The organism is Polyangium fumosum (assembly GCF_005144585.1).
In the GTDB taxonomy this organism is placed as follows: domain Bacteria; phylum Myxococcota_A; class Polyangia; order Polyangiales; family Polyangiaceae; genus Polyangium; species Polyangium fumosum.
Genome location: NZ_SSMQ01000038.1, coordinates 35,092 through 54,035 on the forward strand (window position 1 = coordinate 35,092; position 18,944 = coordinate 54,035).

16 protein-coding genes are annotated in these 18,944 nt (G+C 68.9%); 4 read left to right on the forward strand and 12 right to left on the reverse strand.

The window, feature by feature from the left end; genetic code table 11:
- Positions 1-82: 82 nt before the first annotated feature.
- The 6 genes from E8A74_RS30460 to E8A74_RS30485 form a co-directional block, all read right to left on the reverse strand.
- Positions 83-1,342: a hypothetical protein gene (locus E8A74_RS30460; protein WP_136932616.1), complete on the reverse strand. Its 1,260-nt coding sequence runs from the start codon at positions 1,340-1,342 to the stop codon at positions 83-85.
- 60 nt (positions 1,343-1,402) lie between these two features.
- The gene (locus E8A74_RS30465; protein WP_136932617.1) at positions 1,403-2,008 is read right to left on the reverse strand and encodes a hypothetical protein; all 606 of its coding nucleotides are present in this window, start codon (positions 2,006-2,008) and stop codon (positions 1,403-1,405) included.
- Positions 2,005-2,994, reverse strand: a complete 990-nt coding sequence (locus E8A74_RS30470) for a hypothetical protein (protein ID WP_136932618.1) — start codon at positions 2,992-2,994, stop codon at positions 2,005-2,007. The genes E8A74_RS30465 and E8A74_RS30470 overlap by 4 nt, the downstream gene beginning before the upstream one ends.
- 177 nt (positions 2,995-3,171) lie before the next feature.
- Entirely contained in the window at positions 3,172-4,707 is a 1,536-nt protein-coding gene (locus E8A74_RS30475; RefSeq protein WP_136932619.1) for a serine/threonine protein kinase, read from the reverse strand.
- A 129-nt stretch (positions 4,708-4,836) separates the two neighbouring features.
- Complete coding sequence (locus E8A74_RS30480) at positions 4,837-7,368, reverse strand: HEAT repeat domain-containing protein (RefSeq protein WP_136932620.1); 2,532 nt, start codon at positions 7,366-7,368, stop codon at positions 4,837-4,839.
- 45 nt (positions 7,369-7,413) lie between these two features.
- Positions 7,414-8,457: a hypothetical protein gene (locus tag E8A74_RS30485; protein ID WP_136932621.1), complete on the reverse strand. Its 1,044-nt coding sequence runs from the start codon at positions 8,455-8,457 to the stop codon at positions 7,414-7,416.
- 74 nt (positions 8,458-8,531) lie between these two features.
- Between E8A74_RS30485 and E8A74_RS30490 the strand changes: the two genes are divergently transcribed.
- Positions 8,532-9,440, forward strand: coding sequence for a hypothetical protein (locus tag E8A74_RS30490; protein WP_232379820.1), 909 nt, complete (start codon positions 8,532-8,534; stop codon positions 9,438-9,440).
- Here the strand turns inward: E8A74_RS30490 and E8A74_RS30495 are convergent.
- Complete coding sequence (locus E8A74_RS30495; RefSeq protein ID WP_136932622.1) at positions 9,437-10,351, reverse strand: ROK family protein; 915 nt, start codon at positions 10,349-10,351, stop codon at positions 9,437-9,439. The two genes, E8A74_RS30490 and E8A74_RS30495, sit on opposite strands and share 4 nt — an antisense overlap.
- Before the next feature lie 80 nt (positions 10,352-10,431).
- On the opposite strand from E8A74_RS30495, the gene E8A74_RS30500 reads away from it, so the two are divergent.
- Positions 10,432-11,688: an MFS transporter gene (locus E8A74_RS30500; RefSeq protein ID WP_136932623.1), complete on the forward strand. Its 1,257-nt coding sequence runs from the start codon at positions 10,432-10,434 to the stop codon at positions 11,686-11,688.
- Between the two features lie 5 nt (positions 11,689-11,693).
- On the opposite strand, the gene rpsD is transcribed toward E8A74_RS30500, so the two are convergent.
- Entirely contained in the window at positions 11,694-12,305 is a 612-nt protein-coding gene (gene rpsD, locus E8A74_RS30505) for a 30S ribosomal protein S4 (RefSeq protein ID WP_136932624.1), read from the reverse strand.
- A gap of 109 nt (positions 12,306-12,414) precedes the next feature.
- Positions 12,415-13,383: a phosphoribosylaminoimidazolesuccinocarboxamide synthase gene (locus E8A74_RS30510; protein ID WP_136932625.1), complete on the reverse strand. Its 969-nt coding sequence runs from the start codon at positions 13,381-13,383 to the stop codon at positions 12,415-12,417.
- Positions 13,384-13,464: 81 nt separating this feature from the next.
- Here E8A74_RS30510 and mdh point away from each other — a divergent pair, with 81 nt between their 5' ends.
- Together mdh and E8A74_RS30520 are read left to right on the forward strand one after the other, a co-directional pair.
- Entirely contained in the window at positions 13,465-14,412 is a 948-nt protein-coding gene (mdh, locus tag E8A74_RS30515) for a malate dehydrogenase (RefSeq protein ID WP_136932626.1), read from the forward strand.
- Positions 14,409-15,548, forward strand: coding sequence for a DegT/DnrJ/EryC1/StrS family aminotransferase (locus E8A74_RS30520; RefSeq protein ID WP_232379821.1), 1,140 nt, complete (start codon positions 14,409-14,411; stop codon positions 15,546-15,548). The genes mdh and E8A74_RS30520 overlap by 4 nt, the downstream gene beginning before the upstream one ends.
- Positions 15,549-15,569: 21 nt before the next feature.
- Here E8A74_RS30520 and E8A74_RS30525 read toward each other — a convergent pair whose 3' ends face one another.
- From E8A74_RS30525 to icd, 3 genes are all read right to left on the reverse strand, one after another.
- Positions 15,570-16,169 (reverse strand): hypothetical protein, encoded by a 600-nt coding sequence (locus E8A74_RS30525; protein WP_136932627.1) that lies wholly within the window; start codon positions 16,167-16,169, stop codon positions 15,570-15,572.
- On the reverse strand, positions 16,162-17,424 hold the full coding sequence (locus tag E8A74_RS30530) for an AAA family ATPase (RefSeq protein WP_136932628.1): 1,263 nt from the start codon (positions 17,422-17,424) through the stop codon (positions 16,162-16,164). The genes E8A74_RS30525 and E8A74_RS30530 overlap by 8 nt, the downstream gene beginning before the upstream one ends.
- 75 nt (positions 17,425-17,499) lie before the next feature.
- A complete protein-coding gene (gene icd / locus E8A74_RS30535) occupies positions 17,500-18,894 on the reverse strand; it encodes an NADP-dependent isocitrate dehydrogenase (RefSeq protein WP_136932629.1) in 1,395 nt (464 codons plus the stop codon).
- Positions 18,895-18,944 lie beyond the last annotated feature (50 nt).

Consider the following 18,944-nt stretch of genomic DNA (forward strand, 5'->3'; position numbering starts at 1 on the left):
GCGTAGCACCAGGCCACGGAGCCGAAAAGACGAAACCGGCGCGGCACGGGAAGGCCGAGATCCAGCGGGCGGCCGGAAAAACTCAAGGCCCCGCGGGGCACGAAAGACCACACACCGCGGCGACCTGCCCGACGCAGTTGTCGTCCCAGGTCGCGCAGCAGCAATACGGATCGTTCGCGCAGATCGCCCGGATGCACTGGATCTCGACCGCGCTCTCGTTGCAGCTCGTCGGGGTCAGCGCCTCGCCGGGCTGGCAGATGCTGTGGTTGCAGCCGGAGTTCTTGCAGCACGCGCCGGCGTTGCAGATGCCCGCGCAGCACTCCGAGGCCTTCGAGCAGGGGCTGCCCTCCTGCCTGCACTGCCCGCACTGGCCGTTGATGCAGACGCCGCTGCAGCAGGAGTAGCTCTCGTAGCAGCCCTCGCCGTCGTTCGCGCACTGGCACGTGCCCTGGCAGTGCAGGGTGCAGCACTCGTCGTCGAAGCCGCAGTTCTGGCCGGTCTCGGTGCACGACGAGGGCTCCACGCAGCGCTCGAGGCCGGGCTTGCAGAAGAGGTCGCCGCAGCACGGATCGGGCCCCGTCGGGGAGCAAGGCGCCGAGAGCGGGAGGCAGCCCGCGTCGCCGCAGATGCCGAGCGCCTCGTCGCAGCCGGCGGCGTTGCAGCACTCGCCGTCCGCGAGGCAAGGCGCGTCGTTCTGCGTGCAGGCGGGCTGGGTGCACGTGCCCTGGGTGCAGAGGCCCGAGCAGCAGTCGACGTCGGCCATGCAGCTAAACCCATCGGGGAAGCAGGTGTCCTCGCTGCACACGCCCGAGGCGAGGCACACGCCGCTGCAGCACTCGAAGCTCTCGGCGCAGGGCTCTCCGGATACGACACACGGGGTGCCGCCGCAGGTCGGCGGATCGCCTTCGCACTTGCCAGTGCAGCAGTCGACGTCGGACGCGCAGGACGAGCCCGTGGTCTGGCAACAGCTCTGCCGACTGCAGACGGCGAGGCCGCCCGAGAAGCCGCAGCACTGCTCGTTCGTCGTGCAGCTCTGCCGAGGGTCGCGGCAGATCGGGGGCATGTCGAGGCAACGGCGCGCGGACTTGCAGTCCACGAGGCATTTGGAGAGCCCATCGAGGAAGCTCTCCTTGCCCTCGGCCGTCGCCACCGCGAGCTGCGAGCTCACGTGGCCCTGGCACTTGGCGAAGCCCGCCTCGCCGTAACAACGCTCGAGCAAATCACAGAGCACCACGGGCGCGGAGGCGTACCCGTCGAGGTCGAGGACGCCGAGGCAGCTCGCGGCGCCGAACGAGAAGAGCGCGGCGAGGAGCACGCCGAGCACGCGGCGAGGCCGGATCATGGCGCTTCGAGAGGACGAAGGTTCGCGGCGAGGCGATCCGGCATGCACGTGCGGGTCCCCCTAAGGTTTGTCGCTGAAGCACGCGTCGAGCGATGGCTTGCAGCTCTTTTCGAGGCACGAGTGACACGTGTCCTGCGGATCAGCCGTGAGCAGCTCGATGTTCTGGCAAAACCCGGTGCAGTCGTCCGTGCACAGGGAGCACGCGCAGTCGCGCAGCTCCTTGAGGCGCCCCCGGCCGAGCGCGCACTCGTACGTCATGCCGTCGCCCTGCGCGGTGGCGAGCTCGAAGCAGGTGCGGCACGTCTGGCAGGTGTCCGAGCTCGAGCACGCGAGCACCGAGTTGTTCCACGGGCAGCACTCGCACCCGGGCCTCTCGCCCTGGCAGCCGGGGATCGCGGCGTAGCACTCGGCCGCGTGCTCGCAGATCGTGCCGCACTGCTTCTTTTCAAACGTGTCGAGGAACGCCGTGCGCTCTCCCTCCGAAGCCGCCGAGATGCGCGCCTGCGCGCTCGCCGCGCACGACGCGACCTGCTCGAAGCCGGGGCACGTGCAGAGCGAGGCCGCGGCGTCCTGGTAGCCCTCTAGATCGAGGACGGTCGCGCACCCGCCGATGAGGCCGAACACGACGAGGAGCGCGCTGATCCTCGCGCCGAGGGGCCGCTTCACAACGCGCCCCCCACGACGAGGCCGCCGCCGTTCGGCCCGGCCCAAGGGGCCACCCACATCGGGCGCGGGACGACGACGCCCGTCGCGGGGCGCGGCGACGGAGCCGCCGGGGGCGCCGTGATGAGGAGCGTGATGCCGACGGCCGCTGCGACGATGCCGCCGAGGCCGATCCACTGCCCTGCCTCGGCGAACGTCTGCGCCGAGGAAATCGCGGCGAGACCGTCGGGCGTGCAGAACTTGTTCACGCAGGCCGACCTGTCGCTCGCGGCGCCGCGCTTGGCGAGCGCCACGCCTTCGAGCGCGCCGGCGGCGATGAGCGCCGCGGCGCCGAAGCCGCCGACGACGAGCCCCGCGACGCGCTGCTTGCTCGACCCCGGCGGCGGAGGCGGCGGCGGCTCGACGACCTTCACCTTGCGCGGGTTCGCCTTGTCGAGCGCCTCGATGTCGAGCGTGAGCTCGGTGCGAGCGCCTTCTTGCGTGATGCGCACGCGCTCTTCCTTGAGCTTCATGCCGTCGTCACGCAGGACGAGGAGGTCGTGCTCGGCCGGATCCGCGGGCAGCTCCACGCCGAAGACCGCGGGCGCGAGCTTCACCTGGTCCCACAGAATGTCCACGCCCGGGACCTCGTTCTGCACGTTGATGACGACCTTCGGCAGCTTCGGGAAGAGCGCGTCGCGGCGGCTCCTGGCGAAGTCGGCGCGTTTGTCCCCGTCGCGCAGCGCCTTCTCCATGGCCTCGCCCCACGTCGACCACGCCGTCGCGGTGCGGCCGAACTTCTCGTAACAATCGGCGAGGTTGAGCAGCGTGCCGAGCGTCGGATCGAGCTTGTAGCTCGCGTCGAACTTGGGGCACGCCTCCGCGAAGTTCTTCTCGCTCATGAGCTTCTTCGCGGCCTGGAACAAGGCGTCGGCGGCGGCCGGATCGTTCGCCCGCGCGACGGACGAACCGAGCACGAGCCCGAGGCCGAGGGCGGCGGCCGAACCCACGCGCAACGCGGCACCGCGCGCTCGTGACGCGCGTGGCGTTGTCCGACCAGGCAGTGGGCCCTGCATGCGAGAGTGTTCCATCCGAGAAGACCGCCCCCGAGGGAGCAGGATCGTTCGCACTTCAGCGTACCCTATACCCCAGCTCCCCGGGGAAGCCGAAGAAACGGTAGGCGCGCCTCAGTGCCGCCCCGAGAGCGGATCGAACGGCTTGTTGTTGCGCGGACCCACGGTCCCCTTGAACGGGTAGGTCGTCGTCGCGGTCGGGTGGGGAAACGGCGGTCTCGTGGTCGCCGTGGGCGCAGCGTCTCCCACCCCCGCGTCCGCGATCTGCGGGTGCGTCGACGTGGACGAGGGCGGCGGCGTCGGGTTCATCACAGTGTGCTGCGCGTCGTTGAGCGGCACCACCGTGACCAGCAGCGGCGGCGCGGTCGACTTCACGTCGGGCGAGGCGGGCCGCATGCTCGGGTCCTCCGCGCTCATCAGCGGAGCACGCAGGAACCAGAGCACCGCGCCTCCGAGCGACGCGCCCACGAGGAGCGCGACGGCCGCGGCGCGCAGGACCCTGGTTTTGCGCGACGGCGCGGTGCCGAGCTTCATGCCCGTGAGCGTGAGCGGCCCGGCGGAGCTCTTGCGCTGCGTCTCCTGCGGCGTGAGCATGGGCGGCGCAGGATCGGTGGGCGGAGGCTCGCCGAGCAGGCTGAGCTGCGAGGCGCTGAGCGTCGAGGCCGCCGCCGTGGACGCGGGCGGGGTGAGGAGCTTCGAGTCGATGATGAAGCGCCCGGTGATCCGATCCGGTCCGCTGCCCGGGCCGGGGAACGTCTCGATCACGCCGAGCGACTTTGCGAGCGCGGTGACCGCCTCGCCGGCCGAGGCGTAGCGCTTCTTCACGTCGCGCGCGCAGCACACGGCGAACCAGTCGTCGTAGTCGTGGCCGAAGGGCGCGCCGTGCTCGCTCGGCACGGGCATGGGCTCGTACGCGATCTGCGCGATCAAGTGCGTGATCGTCTCGGCCGTCCAGATGTCGCGGGCCGTGAGGAGGCGGTGCGCGATGAGCCCGAGGGCCCAGACATCCGTTTGACCACAAATCTTCGACGACTCGCCTTTCGCCTGCTCGGGCGACATGAAGAGCGGCGTGCCGAAGATCTGGCCCGTCGTGGTCGCGGCCGCACGGACGAGCTCGCGCGAGGCCTCGCCCGTGAGTTTGGCGATGCCGAAGTCGAGGATCTTGATGCAGGGCGTGCCGTCCTCGCGCGTCGTGAGAAACAGGTTCTCGGGCTTGAGATCGCGGTGGACGATGCCGAGGGCGTGGGCTTTGTCGAGCGCGCGGGCCGCCTGGCGCAGGTAGAGGACCACGTCGGTCGGCGGGATCGGCCCCACGCGCTCGATGCGCTGATCGAGGTCCTCACCGCGCAGGTACTCCATCACGAGGAAGGGCGCGCCGTTCAGGTTCGCCGCGATGTCCGCGTCGGTCACGCGGACGACGTGATCGCTGTTGATCCGCGCCGGCGTGCGCGCCTCGCGACGGAAGCGCTCGAGCGCCACGGCGTCCGAGATCACGGCCGAGTGCAGGATCTTGAGGGCGAGCTGTTCGTCCGTGTGGACGTGCTCGACGAGGAACACCGAGCCCATGCCGCCGCGCCCGAGCTGGCGCACGACGCGGTACCGATCGGCGATGACGGTGCCGGGCTTGATGTTCTCGGCGGGGTTACTCACTTGGCCCTTGGTTCCTCCGCTCCCTGCCTCCCCTGAAATTACACGGATCGAAGGGCCACCGCTACCGCGCGGTGCGTGCCCCGCGGAGGAGCCTCCGTCCCGGGCTTAGGACACCCAAAAAAGTAGCGATCACTTGCACTTGGACGTCGCTTCGAGGGCCGCCCGCGCGAGCTCCCGCACGTTGCGCGGGACCTTCGGATCGAGGAGCGGCGCGAGCCTCGCGCGGAGATCCTGCGGTTTTATGTCCCCGAGCGCCGCGATCGCCGCCGCGCCGAGGGTGCGCTCCCTTTCGCTCATGGCGACCGGCGTGTTCCGCGCGAGCTTCGTCCACGCGTCCACTTGGGAACGATCACACATCGCCGCGAGCGCCAGCATCGCCCGCGCGCGCACGTCGACAAACTCCTCGTCGTTCGCGGCGAGCTCGCGGATCGGGCCGAGGTAAGCCGTCGCCTGATGCGCGCCGAGGCCGTCGAGCGCGCGGCCGCGGACCTCCGGCGAGGCGTCGCCGAGCGCTGCGGCGAGCGCTGCGTCCCCGGCCTTCGTGCTCGGCATCTCGCCGAGGCCGCGCGCCGCGTTCGTCCGTACGAACGTGAACGGATCCTGCGCGAGCCGCTTGCCTAGCGTGGTCACGAGCGCCGCGGGCGGGGCCTCGTCCGATCGTCCACGCGCGCCGAGCGAAAGGACCACGGCGTCGCGCACGCGCACCTCCGGATCCTCGGACGCTTCGAGGAGCAAGGGCAAGAGCTGCGGCGCGCGGTACGCGACCTCGGCGGCGCGCATCCGCACGTGCCGATCGGGATCCTTGCGCAGCGCCGCCACGAGGAACGCCTCGGCGCCCTTGTCCCCGGCGCGCGCGAGATCGGCCGCGGGCCCGAGCAGGAGGTAGCGCGTGCGGAACGACGCGCCTTCCGTCGCCAGCGAGGCAAACGCTTCTCGCGCGCCCGGCACGAGGCCGATGCGCGCCCCGAGCGCGCGGAGCAGATCGATCCGCGCGACCTCGCTGCGCCCCGCGAACCGCTCCTTTTCGAGCTCCACGCCGAGCGCCCCGAGCGCCCGCTCACTCTTGGCCGCGTGCGCGAGCGAGCCGCGAAACTCGCGGCGGAGCGCGTCGTCCGGGATGGCGAGCGCATCCACGAGCAGGGGGATCGCCTCGGCCGGCGCGATGAGCGAGAGCTCGGATGCGGCCTCGATCCGGACCTTGCCTTCGCCCTTCGCCACGAGCTCCGCGAGCGAAGCGGCCGACGCGCGCCCGCAGCGGCGCAGGCGATCCCGCGCGTGCACGAGCGCCGGCTCCTCGGGGGCGTGCTTCGGGCGCTTCTTTTCGAGCTCGGCTTGCATCACGCGTGTCCAAAACGGCGCCTGGTCGGCGCACGGGGCCGCGTCGATCACGCCCTCGGCGAGCTGCTTGCCGGCGTCGTCGAGCTTGTCGTAGCCCTGGATCGTCGCCTTCACCGCGGCGCTGCCGCCCCGCGCGAGCAGCGCCGCCGCGCCCTTCGACCTTTCACTCCCGCCCGCGAGCGCGCCCACGAGCGCCTCGGGCGAGCTCTCGTCGAACGCTGTGCGCGCCGTGATCTCGGCGATCGTCACGCGCGCGTCCGCCGCGCTCTCCGGCGCGTATGCCGCATCGAGCACGACCGACAAGCACGTGGCCGCGATCGGCGCGGGGAGCTTCACCTCGTACCGCGCGCCTGCCTTCTTGAACGCGTCCTCCGGGAAGCTCACCTCGTAGAGTTTTTCCGGCGTGGCGAGATAGATCCTCTTCGGCGCGACGCCGCCGGCCACTTCGGCCTTCGGCGGGCGCACGACGATGTCGAGCGACGTGATCGGCACCTCGCTCGCCGACGAGAACGTCACGAACTCGCCGCGCCCCGGCCCTGTTTTCGCCTCGGACCACGTCGTCTCTGGATCCCCGTCCGTCAGCGTCGCGAACGATTTTCCCACCGCGCTCGACGCCGTGCGCGCCACGAGGAGCGGCACGAGCGGCCGGGGTTTGTCCCCGGGCGCGGGGGGCGCCACGAGCTTCGTCGCCTCCGCGCGCTCCTTGCCGGAAAGGTTCTGCACGCTCGCGCCGCGCTTCAGCGTCATCGTCTGCGGATCGACCTCGCGCGCCGAGACGAGCGCGGGCCGGCCGCACACCGTGACGTCATCGCGCTGCTCGCCCACCACGATCCGGACGCCTTTCTCCAGCGGCTCTTCGACGAGCACGGACACACGCTCCTCGCCGTGTTCGCCCTTCGCGAGGCCCGTGAAGCCGGTCCACAGCGTGATCGGCGCGTCACCTTTGCCCGCGAGCGGCGCGGCGAGCAGCGCCACGAAGCTCGCGCCGCCGGCGCCTCCGCCGGCGACGACACGCACGATCTGCCGCCCGCCCGCGAGCGTCCTCGTCTCGAGCTTCGCGCCCTTCGCGACGAGATCGAGGGCCCCGCCAGGAAGCTCGATCGTCGCGCCCGACGCCGCGTCGCAGTCGGCCTCCTTCGCACAGACGCGCGCGACGATGCCCGCCTTCGACGCGCGCACGGCCAGCGCTTGCTGCCCGGCCACAGCGGGGGCGACGATCGAATCCTTGGAGGTGCCTGGTTCGGGCGCTGCTTCGGACGTCGCGAGGACGAGCGTGCCTGTGGCGAGCGTGACGAGGGCGGGGAGCGCTGTGCGGAGCCGCATGCCCGCATCCTTGCCGCGGTGGGGCCAGCGCTGCAACGGCCGTGGTTATTTCGGGACTTCGCTCGACGGGATCCAGAAGCCGCCGTCGTCGGGCGGGACGATCCCAAGGTGCTTCGGCAGGACGTTCGTCCAGCCTGCGACCGTCTCGAGCACGTAGATCTCGGTATCCGCCTCGATCACGCCGATCGGCTTCGCCTTGTCGTCGCGCTTGGCGCGGATCGGGATCTCCTTGGAGGCGCGCACGAGGGGCGGGGGCTTGTCGAACGTGAGCTGCGCGCCGGCGATCTGCGTCGTGGGCGGGATGTACTGGTCCTGCATCTCGCCCTTCTTCAGCGGGTCGAGATCACGCAGGCGCGCCCACGCGTCGATGGTGAGATCGCTGCGCGACATCACGTGCACGAAGCCGAGCTTCATCTCCGTGCTCCAGAAGAGCTGCCCCGCGCCCTCCATCATGTCGAGCGAGAGGACGACGTCGCCGTTCGGCTTGTCGAAGAGCTCGATCTTCTGCTTCTTGGTCATGTACCCGCGGCCATTGCCGGGGACCTCGAACGGCGACACGGTGCCCTTCGCGAGGACGAACGCGTCGCAAGGCGCCGTCGCCCGCACGCTCTGGTTCAACGTGCCGCCGATCGGGATCTCCACGGTGAGCGAGTTGAGGCTGGCCTTGACGAGCTTCACCTTTTGCGCGCTCGCGATCCAGACGTGCCCGCCGTAGACCGAGATATCGCGCGTCGTAAAGAGCGAGATGTCCGCGGGCGCGACGTACCCTTCGAGCCGCATCGCGCCGCTGCCTGCGGAGGTCGCGAGCCGCGCTCGACCGGCCGCGGGGTCGAACGGGATCTCGCTCAGCGTCATCGGGATGTACGCGCCGGTCAGCGTGGCGATGAGGTTGCCGCCGCTCGACGCGTCGAAGAGTTTGGTGTTCTTGGAGGGAGGGTAGGTGCCTTTGATCGAGCAGGTGGGCGCTGTGACCGTGGGCTCCGCTGCTGCCGCAGCCTCGTCCGCGTGGGCCGCGGGCGCGCCGCCAGCTCCGGCGAGCAGCCAGAGACCGACGAGAGCCCCACCCCATGCTAAGAATCCACGTTTCATGTCCGTCTCCCCAGTGCGAGTTTCAGCCGAGTCGGATGCAGGGAAATGACACGAAGGACGCAACCGAGCGAAGGATGATGCAACCCGTCGAGCTTTCGTTTGCTTCCCCACGGAAGCTGCCCAAAGCCAAGGATCTCCGCGGAAATGTGGCGGTCCTGGACATCGCCTTCGCCTCGGAGGCGGGGGGCAAGAGCTTCGAGACGGTGACGTTGCCGTTCATCGAGGCGCTCGGATCGCGGCTTCGTGCCTGGGTCGATCACCACGATAGCCTGCACCACGCGCGGTACGTCGAGGACGCGCGATTCGTGCTTTCCACGAAGGCCGAGCACGGCGCCTGCCCGGAGATGATCACGCCCGAGGTCGTGGCGCGCGCCGGTCGCATCGACACGCTCGTCTGCCACGTGGATTTCGACGGCCTGGCGAGCGGGGCCAAGTGGCTGCGCGGCGGCGAGGAGCCGTATCCGGGCTGCGATGCAGACGCGCGGGCGATCGACACACGGATCGGCACGCCAGGCCCGATCGCGCAGCGCATCGATCGGGCGCTCCGCGCGCGGCCGCGGGATCACGCGCTCTTCGGGCTCATCGTGCGGCACCTCGCGACGGGTCTCACCGACGCGTCGCTCTGGCAGCCGATCGACGCCGCCGGCGCAGAGCTCGCGCCGCTCGAAGCCGAATCGCGTAGGCTCGCGAAGTCGTTCGAACGTGTCGAGCCCGGGATCGTGATCGTCGACGCGACGTCGCGGCGAGGCCCATACGACAAGACGTTGCTGCTCCTCGTCGGGCAGGAGCGGGCGAGCGTGTCGGCCGTGATCGACGGGGACAACGTGACGTTCGCGGCCGCGTTCGACAGCGGGATCAACTTCCTGGAGAAGTTCGGGATCTCCGGCGGCATGCCGACCGTCGTGTCGATCCACCGATCGAAGCTCGGCTCGGCGCTCGAAGCGCTCGGCGTGAAGCCGGCGGAAGCGTCGCGCTTCGCCTAGATCGCCAGCAAGGCCGCGCCGATCACGCCCGCGCTGTCGCCGAGTTCGTTCTTCAGGATCGGCGTGCGGAGCTCGTCGTTGAACACGAGCGCGGCCACGCGATCGCGGCCCTCGTCGTAGAGAACGTTCAGGTTCGAAAGGCCGCCGCCGAGGACGATGGCGCTCGGATCAACGATGTCGATCACGTTCGCGAGGCCGCGGGCAAACGCTTCGAGAAACCCCTCGATCGCAGCCGCGGCGTGAGGATCCTCGGCGCGGCGCGCGGCGATCTCGGAGGCCGAAAGGGGGCGGCCCGCGCGGCGCGTATAGTCCGCCTCGACGGCGGGCCCGCTCGCGAAGAGCTCGAGGCAGCCGCGATGCCCGCAGTAGCAGACAGGCCCGCGGTCAGGGAACACGGCGTGGTGGCCCCACTCGCCGGCGATGCCGTGTTCGCCCGGCCAAACCTGCCCGCGGAGGACGAGGGCGCCGCCCACGCCGGTCCCGAGGATCACGCCGAAGACGACGCCGCCCACGTGCGCGGAGGCCGCGCCGAGCCGCGCCTCGGCGAGCGCGAAACAGTTCGCGTCGTTGTCGAAGACGATCGATCGATCCAGGAAGCGCTCGAGATCCGCGCGAAAAGGGCGGCCGTTGAGGCAGATCGTGTTCGAGTTCTTCACGAGGCCCGCGCCCGTCACGCCGCCCGGCATGCCCACGCCGAGCGGGATCGTCTTCACGTCGACGTTCGCTTCCGCAGCGACGTCGTGCACGAGCGCCGCGACGGCTTCGAGGATGCCCTCGTAGCCACGCTCGCGCGGCGTCGGGACACGTCGGCGAAGGTCCACGGCCGGCGCGTCTTTCTCCGCCTCCCGGAGCACGACGGCCTCGATCTTCGTGCCGCCCAGATCCACCCCGATCGCGATCGGCTGGCGCATGCCGGGGGTGTACCCGCAGGGCCGCGCCGCGTCCATGATGCGCCCGAGAAGACCGGTTCCATGCGAGCATCCCGCCGCCCGTGACGAACGCGCCCAGCCCCTTCGCCTCCCCTGCCCTTTCGCGACCCCACGCCTGGGCCCTCGCGCTCACCGCGACCCTGACGATGGCCGTCAGCTACGTCGATCGCCAGGCCCTCGCCGCGCTCGCGCCGACCGTCTCGAAGGTCTTCGACCTCTCGGACGCGCAGTACGGCTGGCTCGTCTCGGCCTTCTCGGTCGCCTACCTCGCGGGCGCTCCGTTCGCAGGCTGGCTCGTCGATCACCTCGGCGCGCGTCGGGGCCTGCTTGGCGCCGTCGTCGCGTGGTCGCTCGTCGCCGCCGCGCACGCGCTCGTGCCGAGTTATGCGGGCCTGCTCTTCTTGCGCATCGCCCTCGGCCTCACCGAATCCCCTTCGTTCCCCGGCGCGGCGCAGACCATCCAGCGCGTGCTCCCGCCGGCCGATCGCGCCCGCGGCTTCGGGTTCCTGTTCACGGGCAGCTCCCTCGGCGCCATCGTCGCGCCGCAACTCGCGCCGTTCCTGGAGAAGAACTGGGGCCTTCGGATCGCGTTCCTCGGCACGGCGATCGTGGGGCTCGCGTGGGTGCCGCTCTGGCTCCTGCTCGCGTGGCGGAGCCCGGCGCGCGAGGTGCTCGACGCGGCGCCCACGGCCTCGGGAAAACGCCCGAGCGCGCGGTTGGTCGTGACGCACCCCGCGGTGCTGCGCGCTACGCTCGCGATCCTGGCGTCGGCGCCCGCGATCGGGTTCCTGCTCAATTGGGGCTCCAAATATCTCGTGGCGTCGCACCACATCGCGCAGGCGAACGTGGGTCCGTACCTCGTGATCCCGCTCGTCCTCTTCGACGCCGGCTCGATCCTCTTCGGCCACTTCGCCAGCGTGCGCGCCCGATCCCGCGTGGACGGCGCGCCCGATCGTGTCCTCTTCGCCGTCGCGACGCTCTTCGCGCTCATCACGGCGGCGACGCCGTTCGGCCGCACGCCGGTCGAGTCGATGGTGCTCGGCGGCCTCGGCCTCGCCGGCGGCGGCGGGATCTTCGCGCTGCTCACGGCGGACATGCTCGCGCGTGTCTCGCCCTCGGTCGCCTCGGCGGCGAGCGGCGTCGCGGCGGCCGCGCAGTCGATCGCGTACATCGTCACGGCCCCGATCGTGGGCAAGCTGATCGACACGTCGGGCAGCTACACGCTGCCCTTTCTCGTGGTGGGAGTGTGGATCTTGCCGGGGTGCATCGCGTGGCTCGCGTGGTCGCCGCCCGCGGTGGAGGGATCGGATCGGCCCTAGGAGCCTCAGAGACGGAGCGAGTAGAACTCGACGACCCGCTGCACGTCGACCGGGAACAACGCCGACGTGGAATCCGGCATCGCCGCGACCTTGGCGCTGAACGTGCCCTTGTCGACGTTCAACCACGACGCATGCAGGATCGTCTCGTCCGCGATCGCGGCGAGCACGTGCGGGTTTTTCCAGACCTTGGGCACGAGCGAAATCGTCTGCCCCTGGTTGACCCGGAACGAGGCGACGTCGACGCGTTGCCCGTTGACGTGCACGAAGCCATGGCAGACGAGCTGCCGCGCGGCGGGAATCGTGCGCGCGAAACCCGCGCGGAACACGACGTTGTCGAGGCGTCGCTCGAGCAACTCGATGAGTTTCTCGCCGGGCGCGGCCTTGCTTCGCCCGGCTTCGACCATGAGGCGCCGGAGCTGGACCTCGCTGACGCCGTAGCCAAACCGAAGCTTTTGCTTCTCGATCAGGCGGACCTTGTACTCGGAGAGCTTGTGCCGCGCCTGCCCGTGCTGGCCGGGCGGGTACGGACGTCGCTCGATCTTCTTGCGCGAAAATCCCGGCAGATCGCAGCCCAGGGCGCGCATCACGCGAACGCGGGGACCTGTGTAACGACTCATGGGGACGGAACCTACTGCGACGCCTTGAAAGCGACAATGAAAATCGTTTTCATTTAACGAACGCACCAACAGAGTGCGTCATGTCACACACCTTCCGGCGACGCCTGGTTCAGAGGGGCAACGCGAGGTTCCGCCGGATCCGCGCGTGCGGGTCTTCGAGGTTCGGCACGAACACCTGCCCCGTGATCGCTTCGAACGCCTCGATGTACCGGCGCGCCGCCTCGACCCGCACATCGTCCGGGATCGTAGGAATCGGCCCGTCGCCCGTGAACCCCGTGCCCGCGAGCCAGCGGCGCACGTACTCCTTGTCGAACGACTCGGGCTCTTCGCCCCGCGCGCGGCGTTCGTCGTACGTCCGGGCAAACCAGAAGCGCGACGAGTCCGGCGTGTGGATCTCGTCGATGACCACGATCCGCCCGTCCTTCGTCTTGCCGAGCTCGTACTTCGTGTCGACGAGGATGAGCCCGCGCTCCTCGCAGCGCTTTTGCCCGAACGCGAAGAGCGCCATCACCATCTCGGCCGCTTCATCGAAGTCCCGCGCGCTGATCACGCCCTCGGCGAGGATCTCCTCCCGCGACGCGGAGACATCGTGCCCGCCCTTCGGCGCCTTCGTGCTCGGCGTCAGGATCGGCGCGGGCAAGCGGTCGTTCTTGCGCAAACCGTCCGGCAGGCGATGGCCGCAAAAGACACGCTCGCCGCGGGCGTAATGGGTCCAGATGCTCGTGGAGGTCACGCCTGTGACGTACGCGCGCACGACCATCTCGACAGGCAAGGGCGTGCACTCGACGGCCTCGACCACGTTCGGATCCGGCACCGAGATCACGTGGTTCGGCGCGATGTGCTTCGTCGCCTCGAACCAGTGCGCCGCGAGCAAGTTCAACACCTGCCCCTTCAGCGGCAACGTGCCGAGCACACGATCGAAGGCGCTGATCCGATCGGTCGCCACGAGGAACCGCCGTCCATCGCCTGTGGTGTAATTGTCCCGGACTTTCCCTTCATATTTCGCGCCGAGCGCCCCGAAATCCGTATGGTCGAGGGTCGTCCGGAGCGCTTCGCGGAGGGTGTCTGCGGAAACCATGGCGCCCGGACCTTAGCGCAAGATTTGCGCGGCGCAGCAAGCCGGTTCTTTTCAGCTCGGCGGGGTGCTAAAGGCCCGCGCATGAGCACTCGGAAGAAGATCGCACTCATCGGGGCCGGCAACATCGGCGGCGAGCTCGCGGCGCTCTGCGCCCGCAAGGAGCTCGGCGACATCGTCCTCTTCGACATCCCGGCGAAGGCCGACTTCGCCAAGGGCAAGGCCCTCGATCTCGAACAGAACTCGAGCGTCATCGGCTACGACGCGAAGATCACCGGCACGAGCGACTGGAAAGACTGCGCCGGCGCCGACGTCGTGATCATCACCGCGGGCATCCCGCGCAAGCCCGGCCAGAGCCGCGACGACCTCGTCGCGACGAACCTGCCCATCATCCGCAGCGTCGCGGCGGGCGTGAAGGAGCACTGTCCGGATGCGTTCGTGATCGTCATCTCGAACCCGCTCGACGCGATGGTCTACGAGCTCAAGCGCGCCACGGGCCTGCCCCGCGAGCGCGTCGTCGGCATGGCCGGCGTGCTCGACAGCGCGCGCTTCCAGCTCTTCCTCGCGCGGGAAGCCAACGTCAGCATCAAGGACGTCCGCGCCATGGTGCTCGGCGGCCACGGCGATGACATGGTCCCCGTGCTCAGCGCGACCACGATCAACGGCGTCGCGGCGACCGAGCTCATCGCGCGCGAGAAGCTCGACGCGATCATCGCCCGCACCCGCACGGGCGGCGGCGAGATCGTGAAGCTCATGGGCACGAGCGCCTACTACGCCCCGGCGTCGGCCGCGGTCGCGATGGCCGAGGCGTTCCTCCTCGACCAGAAGCGCCTCCTGCCGAGCGCCGTCTACCTCGACGGCGAGTACGGCTACAAGGACCTCTTCATGGGCGTGCCCGTCATCATCGGCGGCCGCGGCGTCGAGAAGATCCTCGAAATCAAGCTGACGGACGACGAGAAGGCGATGCTCGCGAAGAGCGCGAAGAGCGTGCAGGGCATCACCGACGTCGTGAAGGCCACGCCGGCGACGTGAAAACGCAACAGCGGGACATCCTCGTCCCGCTCCTCGATCTGCGCGCGCTCCATCGCGCGATCCGCGAAGAGATCGATCAGGCCATCGCCCGCGTCGTCGAGGCGCAGGCGTTCGTCCTCGGAGAAGAGGTTCGCCTCTTCGAGGAGGCGATCGCCGCGCGCCTCGGCGCCGCACACGCGATCGGCGTGGCCTCGGGCAGCGACGCGCTCCTGCTCTCGCTCCTCGCTTCGGGCGTGGGCCCGGACGACGAGGTCGTGACCACGCCGTTCACGTTCTTCGCGACCGCGGGCGCCATCGCGCGGCTCGGCGCGCGGCCCGTGTTCGTCGACATCGAGCCTGGATCGTGGAACCTCGATCCCGATCGCGTGCTCGCGGCGCTTGGCCCGCGCACACGCGCGATCGTGCCCGTGCACCTCTACGGCCGCGTCGCGCGCATGGAAGCTTGGCTCGACGAGGCGCGCGCGCGTGGCGTCACCGTCGTCGAGGACGCCGCGCAGGCGATCGACGCGCGGCGGGGCGGGCGCGCGGCCGGCACCATCGGCACGTTCGGCTGCCTCTCGTTTTTCCCGAGCAAAAACCTCGGGGCGTTCGGCGACGGCGGGCTCATCCTGACGAACGACCCCGACAAAGCCACGCGGGTGCGCCGGCTCCGCACGCACGGCGGCGAAAAGATGTACCGGCACGACGAGGTCGGCATGAACAGCCGCCTCGACGCGATCCAGGCCGCGGTTTTACGCGCCAAGCTCCCCTCCCTCGACGGCTGGACCGAGGCGCGGCGCGCGATCGCCGATCGATATCGCGCCCTCTTCGCCGAGGCGGGCCTCTCCGATGTCGTCCGCCCCGCCGAGGACGATCCCGAGGGACGCCACGTCTATCACCAATTCACGATTCGCGCCGCCCGGCGCGACGATCTCCGCGTGTTCCTCGAATCCGCCGGCATAGGCACCGCCGTCTACTACCCGGTCCCGCTGCATTTGCAGCCTTGCTTCGGGCACCTCGGCCACCAAGCGGGGGATTTCCCGGAGACCGAGCGCGCCTGCCGCGAGGTGCTCTCGCTCCCCATTTCCCCGACGTTGACGCCGGAGCAGCAGTGGTACGTGGTCAACAGAATCCGCGCCTTTTACGTTGGCGGATGACCGATCGGCGCACGACGCTGTTCAGCCCCTCCAGGTTCGACAGACACGTCGGATCTCGTCGATGCAGGCTTTGAGCGAAGGCTCATTTTTCGCGGCGCGATACAGGTCCATCACCCTCACGATGTCGCTCGCAAACTCGGCGCCACCAAGCGTCACCGGATGCCCTGCTTCGCGGAGCGCATCGATGAACTGCTGCTTGTAGACATCCCTCTCGCATTTTCTCTTCCGCGGGAACACGCGCACATCGAGCTCCTGCACGAGGGTCTGCGGATCCGCCATGTACCAGCGCTCGATGTGCGGATCCGGGCATGCGAGGACGACATAAGGGAAGTGTCCGGTCATGAGCTCGTCAGCGATCTCCTTGCGCGCCCCATCCCAGCCCTTGCAGTTGGCGTCGATCGCGATAACCGCGAGGTCCGTCGCCTCTCCCCCTTGCTTGACGATCACCCGCTGGAATGTGCGAAGCTCACGCAATACCTGTCCGTGGCCACCACGGGCAGACGCCGTCTTCACATCCACTTCTATGCCCGCCTCGGAACAGAGTCGAATGGTTAGCGCACGCAGAAACCCTTCGTGACCCACGTCTTCTGCGAACAAGCGCACGACACGCCGTTCACCCATCGAAGAGCCCTCGTACGAGAAGCCCTTCGATCCATACATCCTCATCCTTCGCGGTCAGGGCATCTCGAATCTCGGGATCCTGAAACAGAGGCCCCAGCGGATTGAATGGCTCGAATCGGCTCCGACCCTCGTCGCGCGTCACCTGGATCAGGCGCACGTCACGCGGCCGCTGCCAAGCTATGCGAAGCGCGGCCGCACAAAACAGCGGCGAGTGCGTCGTGACGATCACCTGGCGGCGCTCCTTGCTGCCGAGAGCGAGAGAGCCGAGGAGCTGCGCAATGAGCTCCACCCTCCGCGGGTGAACTCCGTTCTCCGGCTCCTCGAAGGCGACGACAGATCCTGTCCACGGGTTCGTCGCTACGCACGCGAGGGCCAACACCCGCAGCGTCCCTTCAGAGATCACCCGCGAGGAATACGCCGTTCCGTTCTGCTTGATCTCCACGTCCAGGACCCCGCGCCGAGGGTCGAGATCCACGCTCAGGTCATCGACCGATGGGATGACCGTACAGAGGGATCGCTTGACCGAGGCAAATACCTTCGGATTCTCAGCCTTGAGCCTGTAAAGGAACGGCGCGAGATCCTCGCCCAGAGGCCCGATATCATCAACCTCCTGGGGAGCGCGCGCGGCGCGCATGGCGACGCGCGGATCCAGGTAATAGGCACGCATCGACGACAGCAATGCTCGCGCCCTGCTGAGCGCGGGATACTCATTCCCCGAGTATCGCCGATTCGACAGTTGCGTGTGATTCTGGCCCGCTTCCTCCTCCCACCACGATTCGCGCGACTTCCTCTTTCGTCGAACCACGACCATTCGAGAGGATGGATCCAGACTGATATCGGGGTCCCTCACCAACGTTCCGCTCCTGCCCTTTTGCGATAGCCGCTCGTCACGCACGGAGAGCGCACCAGACTGCGGAGCGATGCCAATCTCTACTTCATATCCAAGGATACCCTCCTCATCCCGCAAATCCGCTCTCAACCGGAACGTGGGTGGATCGTCAGCGGTCCGCGCCAGCAACGCAGGGAGACCTCCCTGCGGGAAAGTGAAGGATTCGAGCGGGAGCCCTCGAACGGGCGGGCCCAGAGCCTCGGCCACGGTGTTCGCCGTGGCAAGACGCGAGAGCACCTGGAGCGCGTCGATCAGGTTGCTCTTGCCAGCCGTGTTGGGACCAAAGACGACCGTAAGCGGCGCAAGCTCGATTGGCCCCACGTCCGCCAGGGACTTGAAGCCGCGCACGCCCAGGCTCTTCAACATCGGTATATCTCGCCCCCAGAACTCCAGCGCCCCCCACTCCCGCGAGAGCGGGGGGGGCCGGGGTTCGTCACGCGTTCAGCCCATGTGCGCGATGATCGCGTCACCGAACTCGGAGCACTTCACCTCTTTCGCGCCCTCCATGAGGCGCGCGAAGTCGTAGGTCACGGTCTTCGCGCCGATCGCGCCGTCCATGCCCTTGTTGATGAGGTCCGCGGCCTCGACCCAGCCCATGTGCCGCAGCATCATCTCGCCCGACAGGATGACCGAGCCGGGGTTCACCTTGTCGAGGTTCGCGTACTTCGGCGCCGTGCCGTGCGTGGCCTCGAAGACCGCGTGGCCCGTCACGTAGTTGATGTTGCCGCCCGGCGCGATGCCAATGCCGCCGATCTGCGCCGCGAGCGCGTCCGAGAGGTAATCGCCGTTGAGGTTCAACGTCGCGATCACATCGAAATCACGCGGCCGCGTCAGCACCTGCTGGAGCGTGATGTCCGCGATCGAGTCCTTGACGCGGAGCATCTTCTTCCACTTGCCGCCGCCGTGCGTGTCCCAGAGCTTGAGCGCCTCCTCGACCTCGGCGCGGAACTCCGCCTGCATGTCCGGCGGCGCCATGTCGTAGCCAGGCTCGATCTCCTTGGCGTTCTGCTCGACCGTGATCTCCGGGTTCTTCTCCTTGTTCCCGAGGATCCACGTCTCGCGCTCCGTCACGACCTTGTCCCGGAAATCGTGCTGCGCGAGCGAATAGCCCCACGCCTTGAACGCGCCTTCCGTGAACTTCATGATGTTGCCCTTGTGCACGAACGTGACGCTCTTCCGGTTGAACCGGAGGGCGTAGTCGATCGCGCCGCGCACCAGGCGCTCCGTGCCCTCGCGGCTCACCGGCTTGATGCCGATGCCGCTCGTGCCCGGGAAGCGGATGTTCTTCACTCCCATCTCGTTCTGGAGGAAGTCGATCACCTTCTTCGCCTGCGGGCTCTCCGCCTCCCACTCGATGCCGGCGTAGATGTCCTCCGTGTTCTCACGGAAGATCACCATGTCGACCGCGCCCGGATCCTTCACCGGCGAGGGAACGCCCTTGTACCAGCGCACCGGGCGCAGGCAGACGTAGAGGTCGAGCATCTGCCGCAGCGCCACGTTGAGCGAACGGATGCCCTTGCCGATCGGGGTCGTCAGCGGGCCCTTGATGCCCACGAGGAACTGGCGATACGCCTCCACCGTGCCCTGGGGGAGCCACTCGCCGAACGTGTTGAACGCCTTCTCGCCCGCGTACACCTCGTACCAGGCGATCTTCTTCTTGCCGCCGTACGCCTTCTCCACGGCCGCATCGAGCACGCGCTGGCTCGCCCGCCAGATGTCGGGCCCGGTGCCATCGCCTTCGATGAACGGGATGATGGGTTGGTCCGGCACCTGGAGCTGGCCGGACGAGGACATCGTGATCGCTTCGCCCGCAGTGGGCTTCGGGAACTCGCGCATGGCGGCGCAATAAACCAGGGCGACGGCTGCCGCAACGGGGACGGACGATC

What these genes read in the sequence shown, in the direction of transcription:
- E8A74_RS30490 (WP_232379820.1), top strand. Translation starts at nt 8,532, where the DNA reads ATGATGCAACCCGTCGAGCTTTCGTTTGCTTCCCCACGGAAGCTGCCC.
- E8A74_RS30495 (WP_136932622.1), bottom strand. Translation starts at nt 10,351, where the DNA reads ATGCGCCAGCCGATCGCGATCGGGGTGGATCTGGGCGGCACGAAGATC.
- E8A74_RS30525 (WP_136932627.1), bottom strand. Translation starts at nt 16,169, where the DNA reads ATGGGTGAACGGCGTGTCGTGCGCTTGTTCGCAGAAGACGTGGGTCAC.
- mdh (WP_136932626.1), top strand. Translation starts at nt 13,465, where the DNA reads ATGAGCACTCGGAAGAAGATCGCACTCATCGGGGCCGGCAACATCGGC.
- E8A74_RS30510 (WP_136932625.1), bottom strand. Translation starts at nt 13,383, where the DNA reads ATGGTTTCCGCAGACACCCTCCGCGAAGCGCTCCGGACGACCCTCGAC.
- E8A74_RS30485 (WP_136932621.1), bottom strand. Translation starts at nt 8,457, where the DNA reads ATGAAACGTGGATTCTTAGCATGGGGTGGGGCTCTCGTCGGTCTCTGG.
- E8A74_RS30460 (WP_136932616.1), bottom strand. Translation starts at nt 1,342, where the DNA reads ATGATCCGGCCTCGCCGCGTGCTCGGCGTGCTCCTCGCCGCGCTCTTC.
- rpsD (WP_136932624.1), bottom strand. Translation starts at nt 12,305, where the DNA reads ATGAGTCGTTACACAGGTCCCCGCGTTCGCGTGATGCGCGCCCTGGGC.
- E8A74_RS30480 (WP_136932620.1), bottom strand. Translation starts at nt 7,368, where the DNA reads ATGCGGCTCCGCACAGCGCTCCCCGCCCTCGTCACGCTCGCCACAGGC.
- E8A74_RS30530 (WP_136932628.1), bottom strand. Translation starts at nt 17,424, where the DNA reads ATGTTGAAGAGCCTGGGCGTGCGCGGCTTCAAGTCCCTGGCGGACGTG.
- icd (WP_136932629.1), bottom strand. Translation starts at nt 18,894, where the DNA reads ATGCGCGAGTTCCCGAAGCCCACTGCGGGCGAAGCGATCACGATGTCC.